Annotated in this window: 8 protein-coding genes; 6 read left to right on the forward strand and 2 right to left on the reverse strand. The window is 61.5% G+C overall.

Going from position 1 to position 11,736, the window contains the following annotated elements; translation table 11 throughout:
* Window positions 1–17 precede the first annotated feature (17 nt).
* Entirely contained in the window at window positions 18–1,454 is a 1,437-nt protein-coding gene (locus tag EKA13_RS17215; RefSeq protein ID WP_065760552.1) for a coniferyl aldehyde dehydrogenase, read from the reverse strand.
* 199 nt (window positions 1,455–1,653) lie between these two features.
* On the opposite strand from EKA13_RS17215, the gene EKA13_RS17220 reads away from it, so the two are divergent.
* Both EKA13_RS17220 and EKA13_RS17225 read left to right on the forward strand, forming a co-directional pair.
* Window positions 1,654–2,637 (forward strand): flavin reductase family protein, encoded by a 984-nt coding sequence (locus EKA13_RS17220; RefSeq protein WP_065760553.1) that lies wholly within the window; start codon window positions 1,654–1,656, stop codon window positions 2,635–2,637.
* Window positions 2,638–2,654: 17 nt separating this feature from the next.
* Window positions 2,655–3,971 carry a spinster family MFS transporter gene (locus EKA13_RS17225; RefSeq protein WP_065760561.1) on the forward strand — a complete coding sequence of 439 codons (1,317 nt, stop codon included), beginning with the start codon at window positions 2,655–2,657 and terminating at the stop codon, window positions 3,969–3,971.
* A 64-nt stretch (window positions 3,972–4,035) separates the two neighbouring features.
* Here the strand turns inward: EKA13_RS17225 and EKA13_RS17230 are convergent, their stop codons facing one another.
* Complete coding sequence (locus EKA13_RS17230; protein WP_065760554.1) at window positions 4,036–4,800, reverse strand: enoyl-CoA hydratase; 765 nt, start codon at window positions 4,798–4,800, stop codon at window positions 4,036–4,038.
* 458 nt (window positions 4,801–5,258) lie between these two features.
* Between EKA13_RS17230 and EKA13_RS17235 the strand changes: the two genes are divergently transcribed.
* The 4 genes from EKA13_RS17235 to capA all read left to right on the forward strand — a co-directional run.
* Window positions 5,259–6,620 (forward strand): purine-cytosine permease family protein, encoded by a 1,362-nt coding sequence (locus EKA13_RS17235; RefSeq protein ID WP_065760555.1) that lies wholly within the window; start codon window positions 5,259–5,261, stop codon window positions 6,618–6,620.
* Window positions 6,621–6,739: 119 nt separating this feature from the next.
* The gene (locus tag EKA13_RS17240) at window positions 6,740–7,918 is read left to right on the forward strand and encodes a hypothetical protein (RefSeq protein ID WP_065760556.1); all 1,179 of its coding nucleotides are present in this window, start codon (window positions 6,740–6,742) and stop codon (window positions 7,916–7,918) included.
* 146 nt (window positions 7,919–8,064) lie between these two features.
* Window positions 8,065–9,810: a caprolactamase subunit beta gene (gene capB, locus EKA13_RS17245; protein ID WP_065760557.1), complete on the forward strand. Its 1,746-nt coding sequence runs from the start codon at window positions 8,065–8,067 to the stop codon at window positions 9,808–9,810.
* A 34-nt stretch (window positions 9,811–9,844) separates the two neighbouring features.
* On the forward strand, window positions 9,845–11,736 hold a 1,892-nt coding region (capA, locus tag EKA13_RS17250; RefSeq protein ID WP_065760558.1), incomplete at its 3' end, for a caprolactamase subunit alpha.

The following is an 11,736-nucleotide window of genomic DNA, read 5'->3' on the forward strand; positions in this document are numbered from 1 at the left end:
GCCCCATGCACAATGAGTCAGTCAGCGGTGACCATGGCCATCATGGCCGCGAGGTAATGCTCGCCATACGGCGGCAGCAGGCCCCATTCACGCCGCGGGTCATGCGCAGGCGCCTTGAACACCGTGCGCAGGTGACTGAACTCAAGAAACCCTTCACGGCCGTGGTAATGCCCCATGCCAGAGGCGCCCACGCCGCCGAACGGCGCGTCGTGCATCGCCGCATGCATCATCACGTCGTTGACGGTGACGCCGCCCGACAGGGTGTGCTCCAGTACCCACTGCTGCTCCTGTTGATCCTCACCGAAGTAGTACAGCGCCAGCGGACGTGGCCGGGCGTTGATGTCGGCGATCACCCCATCAAGGTCCTCATACGTGAGCACCACCATGGCCGGGCCAAAGATTTCTTCGCGCATGATCTGGCTGTCACGCGGCGGGTTGACCACTACACGCAGGGGCCGGCGACGGTCCTCGGCATCAACCGCCAACGCCTCCGGCAGGCTTTCGATGCGAGCCCCCTGGGCCCGGGCCTCATCCACATAGCCCTCGACACGGGCCAGATGCCGCTGATTGACCACTGCCACCACATCCGGGTTGCCGGCAACCGTGGGGTTCAGCTCGCAATAGGCACTGCGCAAGGCGCTGAGGAAGGTTTCAAGGTGCGCCTGCGGTACATACACCAGGTCGGGACTGATGCAGATCTGCCCGCCATTACAGGCTTTGGCTGCGGCGATGCTGAACGCCGCCTTGTTCAAGTCGGCACTGCGCGCAATGATCACTGGCGACTTACCGCCCAACTCCAACGTCACCGGTACCAGATTCTGCGCGGCATTACGCATCACAGCGCGACCAATCGCAGTACTGCCGGTAAACACCATGTGGTCAAACGGCTGGGCGGTGAAGCCTTCCGCCAGCTCCGCGTCCCCCGTGACCACGGCGATCTCCAGCGGGTCAAGGTGCTCAGCACACAACTGCGCTACCAACTCAGCGGTACGCGGAACCACCTCCGACGGCTTGAGAATCGCCCGGTTACCCGCCGCCAGTGCGCAAGCCAGCGGGCTGAACAAGGTAAACAGCGGGGCGTTCCAGGTACCAATGATGCCCACCGTCCCTTTGGGCTGATACATGACCCAGGCCTTGGCGCCCAGTTGGTCGTAGGGCGCGAATGCCGGGCGTGGCTCGTCCTGCATCCAGAGGTGCAGGTTGTCCCGCGCATGCTTGAGCGACGAGAGAGAACCCAGCACGTCGTTCATCAGGGAAAAGCCTGCAGGCCTGCCGCCGAAATCCTGATCCATCGCTTCGGTCAACACACCGTGGTGACGCACGAGCAGGTCGATCACCTGCTGAATACGCCGACGACGTGTGTCGGCACTGACCGCGCCGGCGCTGTTAAAGGCTTGTTTCTGCCGGGATAACAGGCTCGAAAGCGCTTGTACGGATGACGTGGCTGAACTCATTCGTGTCCCCTCGCTGATGCTGGCCCCAAGGCCCGGAAGCGCCGGATGCGCATGGGGCCACACTAGTCGCGGGGCGACGCCCGGCGCCTCGTCCGATCGGACGAGAATCGAACAAAAGCGTTAGTCCGTTGAGACGATGTACAGCGCCCTGCGGCGACCAATACTGGCCACACGAAAACTCCACTCCATGAGGTCTATCATGGCTATGCAAAACGCCAGCTTCGATCCCCAGGCCTTCCGCGCCGCGCTCGGTACCTTCACTACCGGGGTCACGATCATCACGACCCAGGCCGAAGACGGCTCACCGGTGGGGATCACCGCCAACAGTTTCAACTCGGTATCGCTCAACCCGCCGCTGGTGCTCTGGAGCCTGTCGAAGAACGCCCGCAGCCTGCCGGTTTTCAGCAGCGGCAAGCACTGGAATGTGCATGTCCTGTCCACCGAACAGGAAAAACTCTCGGGGCGCTTCGCCACCCAAGGCGAAGACAAGTTTGCCGAAGTCCAACTCGATAATGGCGTCAGCGAGGCGCCTTTGCTGCAAGACTGCACCGCACGCTTTCAATGCCGTACTGCCTTCCAATATGAGGGCGGCGACCATGTGATCTTTGTCGGGGAAGTGCTGGCCTTCGATCACAGCGACCGGGCGCCGCTGGCGTTCCAGAGCGGCCAGTATGCGCTGGCCACCCGCAAGCCGCGCAGCGAGCTGCGCCTGGCAACCACACCGCCGCCACCGGAATGCAGCTACACCGAAGACCTGCTCGGCTACTTGCTCGGGCGCGGGCACTACCAGGTGCTCAATGCCCTGCGGCGCATGGTGAGCAACCAGCAGCTGGACGAACAGGCCTTTTTCATTCTCTCGGTGCTGTGTATCCGCGATAACCTGAGCCTTGAGGAAATCAACACCTTTGTCAGCTACACCGGCCATGAGGTCACACTGGCCGGCATGCGCTTTCTCGAGCGCCAGCACCTGGTGGCAATCGAGGGCGATGCCGATCAGTTGCGTTTCGTGCTCACGGCAAACGGCCGCGAGGTGTCGCTGCAACAGTTGGCGCTGGCCAAGGTGGTGGAGGAAGAACTGTCGGCCAAGCTCGGCAGTGCCGACGCGCAAGCCCTCAAGGTCTTGCTCAAGCGCCTGATTGTAGTGAGCGACCCCGGCTTGCCCGATCTCTGGGCGCCGCGATGACGACCGGCGCAACCGTCATGCCGGCCACCTCGGTCGGCTGGCGCAGCCACGGCCTGTTGTTGCTGCTGGCACTGGTGTTCGCCGACAACTTTGTCGGGCGCCAGATACTTGCGGTGATGATTGAGCCGATCAAGTCGGAGTTCGGGGTCGGCGACACGGCCATGGGCCTGATCTCCGGGCTGGCCTTCGCGGCGGTGTATGCGCTCATGGGCTTGCCGGCGGGACGTCTGGTGGATCGTCTGCCGCGTACGCGCCTGCTCGCACTGTCGTGCCTGCTCTGGGCGTTGGCAACGATGGCCTGCGGGCTGGCCGGCAGCTTTCTGGTACTGGCCATTGCCCGGATGCTGGTCGCGGTCAGCGAATCACCAACGACCTCGGCATCCCTGTCCTTGATCGCCGACCTGTATCCACCGCATCGACGTTCACTCGCCATCAGTTGCTTCACCGCCGCGCCAACGTTTTCCTCGATCATCGGCTTGAGTATCGGTGCCTGGGTGGTCGAAGTGTATGGCTGGCGTACAGCATTCATTGCCCTTGGCCTGCCCGCCCTGTTGTTTGCCGCCATCATGGCCATCGTGGTGCGCGACCCGGTACGGGGGCGCTGGGACCTGAGCCCTGCCCCCGCCCATGCCCATGCCCACGCGCCACTGCTCGGCATGGGCGCTGAAGCCCGCAAGCTATGGGCGCTGCCTGCCTATCGCTGCCTGATACTGGCGGGCGGCCTGACCACGCTCAGCTCCTACGCCATTGGCATGTGGAACACCAGCTTCCTGGTACGCTCCCACGGCCTCTCGCTGCAACATGCTGGCCTGTTGGCTGGGGTCATCTGCGGCACCGCCGCCGGTGTCGGGGGCCTGTTCAGCGGCTGGTTGAGCGACCGCCTGAGCCGACGCAACCCGCACTGGCAGCTCTCGATTCCGGTGCTGGGTCACTTGACCGCCATCGCCACCCTGAGCACCTACCTGCTCTGGCCCGACACCGTGCTGGTCACGCTCGGCAGCGTACCGATTCCAACGGCCATGGTGTGGTGTGCGCTCTACAGCTTCTTCGCCGTTTGGTGGGTAGCGCCGTCCTACAACCTTGTTACCCAATTGGTACCGTCCAACCGGCGCGGTACGGCCATGGCCCTGCAAACCATCGTCAGCACACTGCTCGGTGTCGGCATCGGGCCACTGGTGACCGGCCTGTTCAGCGACATGCTGCAACCCCTGCTTGGCCAGCAGTCCTTGCGTTATGCGCTACTGCTGGTAAGCCTGCCGGTCATTGGCTCCGTACTGTTGCTGATCCGGACCTCGACCCACGCCTCCAGAACGGCCTATAGCCACGCGCTGTAAGCCTTGAACCACGCGTGTTTTCGTCGATGGGCAGCCTCTTCAAACACGGCTGCCCATCCCTCGATCAGAACCGGCTGAAATCCGGTTTACGTTTCTCGGTGAAGGCCGCGATGGCTTCACGGGCGGCCTCTGCGTCAAGCATTTGAGCAAAGCGCTTCGCTTCTTCATTGATGCGTGCCTGCACGTCGCTGGCATCTGCCAGTTTCAGCAGGCGCTTGGTCTCCATGACAGCACTCGACGGTTGCTGGGCAATCTTGCGTGCCTGGGACAACGCGAAGTCGAGGACGGCTTCCGGTGGCAGCACGCGATTGACCAGTTTCGACTGCAGCGCAAACTCGGCATCGAACGGCTCGCCGGTCAGCAACGCCTCGGCAGCGCCCTGATGACCAAACAGCTTGGGCAAGAGCAAGCTGGACGCGGCCTCCGGGCAAAGGCCAAGACTGACGAAAGGCACGCTGAAACGGGCGTTGGTGCCCGCATAGACCAGGTCGCAGTGCAGCAACAGCGTCGTGCCGACACCGACCGCCACGCCACAGACGGCCGCGACAATCGGTTTGGGAAATGCGCTCAAGGTGCGCAAGAAACGCCAGACCGGGGCATCCTCGGTCGCGGGCGGATGCGCGATGAAGTCACCAAGATCATTGCCGGCAGAGAAGACCTGCTCGCTGCCGCGAATCAGCACCACGCGAACCTCACGGTCAGCCGCTGCACTGACCAGCACCTCGCTGAGCGCGTCATACATGGTCGCGGTAATGGCGTTTTTCTTTGCTTCACGGTTAAAAGCAATCGTGAGGACGCCGGCCTCCTGAGTGGTGAAAATATCGCTCATCCTTGCCTCATTGGTTAAGTAAGCCACATGCCACACGAGTATGCCTTGCCAGCTTTCGCGGGTGTTGAAAACCAATAGGACAAAGACGTCGCCTGCCGGCGTGATCGCGGCTTTCGGTGAATGCGCGGTGCCTGCATCGCGGGCAAGCCCGGCTCCTACAGGCTGGCGCGGGCTCTGTTGGAGCTGGCTTGCCTGCGATGGCGTCGGTGGGTTCGCGGCGTTTGCATCGCGGGCAAGACCCGCTCCTACAGGCTGCGCGGGCTTTGTTGGAGCTGGCTTGCCTGCGATGGCGTCGTTGGGGTGTCAGTGAGTGCGCGGCGTCTGCATCGTTGGTAAGCCAATGCTCCACAGGGTCTCAATGCGCGGACCTGCAAAAGACAGTGCAGCCAAGCACAATTATTGAGCGGATGAGCCTTTTTATAATCGCGACTCTTCATACAACAATAAAGAGAAGAGCCATGGCCACACCCATCCCCAAACAGGTCGACAGTACCGACTGCACCGCCTTTGCCGTTCCAGACACGCACCGCCTCAGTAAACTATCGCTAACGATGGCCTGGTGGGGCATCTGCAGCGCAATGTTCTGGCTAGTGGTCTCGGCCACGCTGGCCATGACCTTCGGTACTCAACAGGCCATTATCGGCCTGGTGCTGTCGGTCATCGCCTATGCCGCTATCAACACCGTCATCTCCCGCTATGCAATGAAAACCGGGCTTTCGGTAGCGCTTTTCTCCCGGGTGTTGTTCGGGCGAACCGGTGCAACCCTTGCCACACTGATCTTCTTCGCCACGGCCACCTACTACAGCGTCTTTGAAGGTTCGGTCATTGCCATCGCCATTCATGACTACGTGTCGTCAATGTCGTTGAATCAGGCCTACCTGTTGGTTGTGCTGTACAGCGTGCCGTTGATCTTCGGCAGCGTGCAGAACTGGATGGACAAGCTCAACGGGGTGCTGTTGCCGTTTTACCTGGTGGGCCTGGTTGCGTTGGTGATCATGACCATCGCCGAATACGGCTACAGCTCGGCGTGGTTGCACATGGGGCCGGCAAGCGGCCCGGTGGAAAACGGCTGGTGGCACTGTTTCAGCTACTTCATGGGCGTGTGGATCCTGATGATGTACACCTGGGACTATGCCCGATTCGGCCGTAAACAGGACGTGTCGTTCCACAGCCGATTCAACTTCGGCCTGCCGTTCTACACCTTTACCTTTCTCATCAACGGCCTGGTGGGAATCTTCATTGCCGGGACGATTCCCACGCCAGGAGGGCTGACAGAAGTTTCGGTCGTGAAGGCGATCGTCGAGCTGATGGGTGTGTGGGGCCTGATTTTCGTCTGGGTAAGCCAAACCCGCATCAACTCGGCAAACTTCTTCCTGGCGGCGACCAACATGCAAGCCTTCTTTGGCCGCCTGGGCTTGGCCAGGGTGCCTTACATCGCGTGGGCAGTCGCAGTCGGGGCATTGGTCTACGCACTGATGCGCTTGAACGTGTTCGACTACATCCTGCAGGCGTTGGCCTACCAGAGCATCTTTGTCGTGGCCTGGGTGGCGATTGCACTGGCGCATATTTTCTCGCCCAAGTACCACCAACTGTTCGACGGCAAGATCGAGTATGAACTGGAACGTGTCAGCGCGATAAACCCTTGCGGTCTTGGCGCCTGGTTCTTCGCCGCCGGGCTGGGGATTCTCCTGCTCAACTCGGGCGGCGCCACGCTCGCCACTTTTTCTGCCCCGGTGACGTTTATCAGTGCCTTTGCTGCCTATTGGCTGTTGCTCAACAGTGCCAAACGCAGTTGGTTCGTACGACCGCACTGTTCCTGACAGCCACTTCCCCCCCCCTTTTCAGCACCTGAAAGCGCTTTACCTCCCCGAGCCGCGGGATGACTGCGGTTCGGCTTTTTTACGCGCCTAAAACAACAATAAGACCCAAGGACATACACATGCGTTCAGTGAACTATCGCACGGTGACGGCTGCAGTTTTTGCACAATTGCTGACCCTGTACGGCGCTCCCGCCTTTGCCGTGGCCATCAACGAAAACCTGGATATCGGCGGCGCCATCCGTGCGCGTGTTGACTACGACCCGGATCAAGACCTGGAAAAAATCAGCTTCGATACGTTTTTCCTGACCGCCACCTACACCTCCAGCAGTTGGATAGGCGCAGCGAAATACCGCTTCTACGGAGATGCCTATCCCTTTTCCTACACAGACAGCATCGGCGACATCTCTTTTCCCGAGTACGCCTGGCTAGGCTACAAATTCAACGATTCGCAACAGGTCCAGGTCGGCCTGAACCACATTCCGTTTGGCTTGCAGCCCTACTTCGGCAGCCCCTTTTTTGAATCGCTGGGCAATGTGATCGGGTTGGAGGACATTCAGGACCTGGGCATCAAGTACATCCAGAACACCCCGGACTGGAACCTGCAGGCCGGTTATTACCTGCGCCCGATTGATCAGGGCCAGGGCACCAGCCGCGGTGGACGTACCTATTCGACCAGCGTCGCCAAGGCCGACACCTATGTGGCAGACGGCAGCAGCAACCAGGAGCGCAATATTGTCGTCGGACGCCTGGCCCGTAACCTGAAGCTCGGCAACTGGCAGTCGGAGGTCGGCGCATCGGCGCTTACTTCGGAACTGGAGAACCGCGACACCCATGACAGCGGTCGACGTAACGCCGTGGCCGTGCATTACCTGGGCAAGAACGGCCCTTGGGGCGTTCAACTGCAGGCCACACGCCAGGACATGACGCCGAGAAATCCCGGTAACGACAAGTACGTCACGTTCGGCAGCTATGACGCGACGTTCAACGTTGCGGCCAAGGGCGACCTGTATGTGACCGACCTCAGCTATGACATCGCCGGAAAGTACGGTTGGTTGTCAGGCATCAAGCTGTACGGCAACTACAGCCTCTTCGACAAGCGCGACAGTGCGTTCCATGACTCCCAGCGTTTCATTCTCGGCACGTCGTTCTCACTCAAGGACCTCTGGATAGCCGTGGAATGGCTGCACGGCAAGAACGACCCGTACATCGGTGGCAGCAGCTTCACCCAGAGCCTGGGCGCGGGTGGCAGCAATCAATGGGAGAACCAGCTTTACACCAACATTGGGTACTACTTCTGACCCTACCCGACAGTACCAGTGCCCTCAGTATCAAAAAACAGTGCACGCGGCGACAAGCCTGCCGCCTCGAGGTACGCGTAGCTTTGTGTCGTGGGTCAGGCATCCGTCCTGCCCCACCCAGATAACAACAAGATTCTTGGTGACCCATGAGTACAGTAGATCCGATCACCCTGGCCGTCGTGCGAGGCGCACTCGAAACCGCGCAGCGGGAAATGACCCTGACGCTGGAAAAAACCGGCCGTTCGAGTGTTTTCAACCTGGCACACGACTATTCCAACGCCCTCTTCGACCACCTGCCGGAAATGATCCTGCAAGGCCAGGACATCCCCATACACCTGGGGTCGCTGATCCCCGCGATGAAGTGCGTTGCCGGCTTCTTTGGCGATGACATCCTTGAAGGCGACGTGATCTATCACAACGACCCTGCCTACAACGGCAGTCATATTCTCGACTGCTGCATGTACAAGCCGGTCTTTTACAAAGGGGAACTGGTGTTCTGGACGGTCTGCAAAGGCCACCTGACCGACATCGGTGGCCCGGTACCGGCCGGTTACAACCCGGACGCCAAGGAAATCTACGCCGAAGGCCTGCGTATTCCGCCAGTGAAGCTGTGGTCCAGAGGCCAGCGCCGCGAAGACGTCATCAACCTGTTGCTGACCAACATGCGCGCCCGGGCTTACCAGGAAGGTGATCTGAATGCTCAATACGGTGCTTGCAGTGTCGGCGAGCGGCACTTGATCGAGCTGCTTGACCGCTATGGCGTGGAGCAGGTTCGCGCCTGCATCGCCGAGTTGAAAGACATGGCTGACCGCCATATGCGTGCCTTGCTGCGAGACGTTCCTGACGGTATCTACAGCGGTACGGCGGTGCTTGAAGACTCAGGCCATGGCCTGGGCCAACTGTCGATCACCGCCCAGGTGGAGATTCGCGGTGACGAAGCCCACGTATTGATCGAAAGCCCGCCACAGGTGCCCTACTTCATCAACTCCTATGCCGGCAACTCGGTCTCCGGGGTGTACCTGGGGCTGATGATGTTTGCCCAGGTGCCACCGCCTTACAACGAAGGGCTCTACCGCTGCGTCAGCGTCGACCTCGGGCCACCAGGCACCCTGTGCAACGCGCAGGAACCCGCACCGCACGTCAACAGCACCACCACGCCCATGGAAACCCTCGCCGACGCCGTGCGCCAGGCGCTCGAGCAAGCCGCACCGGAGCGGGTCACCGCCTCCTGGGGCCACGCCAGCGGCATCAACATTGCCGGTCACGATCCGCGTAACGGCAACGATGAATACGTGACCATGGTGCTGGCCTCGATCATTTCCGGCGCGGGTGCGAACAAGGAAATGGATGGCTGGCCGGCCTGTGGTCCGCTGTGCTGCTTCGGTGCACTGATGTCCGGTGATATCGAGCTGCTGGAGTACTCCTACCCGGTGTTGATCCACCGCTACAGCCTGATGACCGACAGCGGTGGCGCCGGGGAATTCAGAGGCGGCTCGGGCACACGCATCGAGATCGAGCCACTGAACCATGCCATGACCGTGGTGGGGTTTGGTGAAGGTCGGCAACTGCCAACGGCGGGCGCTGCGGGTGCGACCAACGTCCTGCTCGAACCCAAGCTTGGCCGCCTGATCCACCGCAAGGTCGACGGTGAGGAAGCCCACTTTACCTACAACGCACTGCTGACTGCCCAACCGGGCGAGCGGGTCATCAACGTCAATCCAGGGGGTGGTGGCTACGGCAACCCCATGCGCCGGCCTGTCGCCACGGTATTGAACGACGTGCTGAACGGCCTGGTGTCGCCTGAAGGCGCCTGCCTGGAATACGGCGTGGTGCTCGACAGCAACGGCAACCTCGACGAAGCCGCGACACACGCCATCCGCGCCGCACACTGATTGATGCCCCTTGAGCAATGCAGAGACTTTTACCATGACTAAGCAGCAATATCGCCTGGGCATCGACGCCGGCGGCACCTTCACCGACTTCATCCTCGCTGACCGCAGTGGCAACGTTCAGTTGTTCAAAGCGCCTTCGACGCCACAGGACGGCACCCTCGCCATCCGCAATGGCCTGGCGCAAATCGCTGACGCCATCGGCCGCACACCGGCGCAGATCATTGCCGACTGCGACCTGTGCATCAACGGCACCACAGTGGCCCTCAATGCCCTGATCGAGAAAACCGGCGTCAAGGTCGGCCTGCTCTGCACCGAGGGCCATGAAGACAGCCTGGAAATCCGCCTGGGCCACAAAGAGGATGGCCACCGCTACGATGCCAGCTACCCGCCGGCGCACATGCTGGTACCGCGTCATCTGCGCCGCCCTGTTGGTGGCCGCATCCTCAGCGACGGCAGCGAGTACAGCCCGCTTGACGAAGACGCCATCCGGGAAGCCATCGACTACTTCCGCGAGCAGGACGTCAAGGCAGTGGCCATCTCGTTCGTCTGGTCGGTGCGCAACCCCAGCCATGAACAACGCGCCGCAGCCATGGTCCGTGACGCCCTGCCCGGCGTGTTCGTGTGCACCGGCAACGAGGTGTTCCCACAGATTCGCGAATACACCCGTACCTCGACCACCGTGGTCAACGCTTACCTGAGCCCGGTCATGGGCCGTTACATCGAACGGATCGATGCGCTGTTCGAAGAGCTCGGTGCGCAACAACCCACCCGCTACTTCCAGTCCAATGGCGGCCTGGCGCCGGGTGTCGTGATGCGCGAGCGCGCGGTCAATGCGATCAACTCAGGCCCGGCATCCGCCCCACAAGCCGGGCTGTGCGTGGCGGCGCCGTTCGGCATCGACAACGTGATCACCGTGGACATGGGCGGCACCTCGTTCGATATCACGCTGAGCAAGTCCGGGCGAACCAACTTCAGCAAAGACACCGACTTCCTGCGTTACCGTATTGGCGTACCGATGATCCAGGTCGAAACGCTGGGCGCTGGCGGCGGCTCGATTGCCTACCTGGACGACTTTGGCATGTTGCAGGTTGGCCCGCGCAGTGCCGGCGCCAACCCTGGCCCGGTCTGTTACGGCAAAGGTGGCGTCGAACCCACCGTCACCGACGCCAACCTGGCACTCGGCTACCTGGCCGATGGTGCGCTGCTGGGCGGCAGCATTCGCCTGAACCGGCAAGCGGCGATTGATGCCATTCGCCACAAGATCGCTGAACCGCTGGGCATCAGCGTCGAGCGTGCGGCCATCGGTATCATTACCCTGGTCAACCTGAACATGGTCAGCGGCATCCGCCGGGTATCGGTCGAGCGCGGCTACGACCCCCGGGACTTTGCCCTGATCGGCGCCGGTGGCGCAGCGGGCATGCACGTCATGCGCCTGGCCGAGGAAATCGGCAGCAAAGTGGTACTCATCCCTAAAGTCGCCTCCGGCCTGTGCGCGTTCGGGCAGATCCTCTCGGACATCCGTTACGATCAGTTGAGCACCCTGCCCATGCGCCTGGACGACGACCTGGTCGACCTGCCACTGCTCAACCAAACCCTGCGCGCCCTGCGCGAGCGCGGCCTGAACAACCTGCGCGATGACGGTTTCAGTGCGGGCAATGCGGTCGAATGCCTGTACAACCTGGAAATCCGCTACCTGGGCCAGGTCCACGAATGCAGTGTCGAACTGGACTGCGATCAGCTGGATCATGAGCGCCTTCAAGCCTTGCGCACGGCGTTCCATGAGCGACACAAGGCACTCTTTTCCTACAGCGAGCCGGACAGCCCGGCAGAGCTGGTCAACCTGGAGTGCTCGGTGATCGCCCGCCTGCAGCGCCCACCCATGCCGGAATTGCCCGTGCAGGCCAACCTCGATCCGGCCAGCCCGAT

The sequence above is a fragment of the Pseudomonas defluvii genome (assembly GCF_001695625.1).
Classification (GTDB): domain Bacteria; phylum Pseudomonadota; class Gammaproteobacteria; order Pseudomonadales; family Pseudomonadaceae; genus Aquipseudomonas; species Aquipseudomonas defluvii.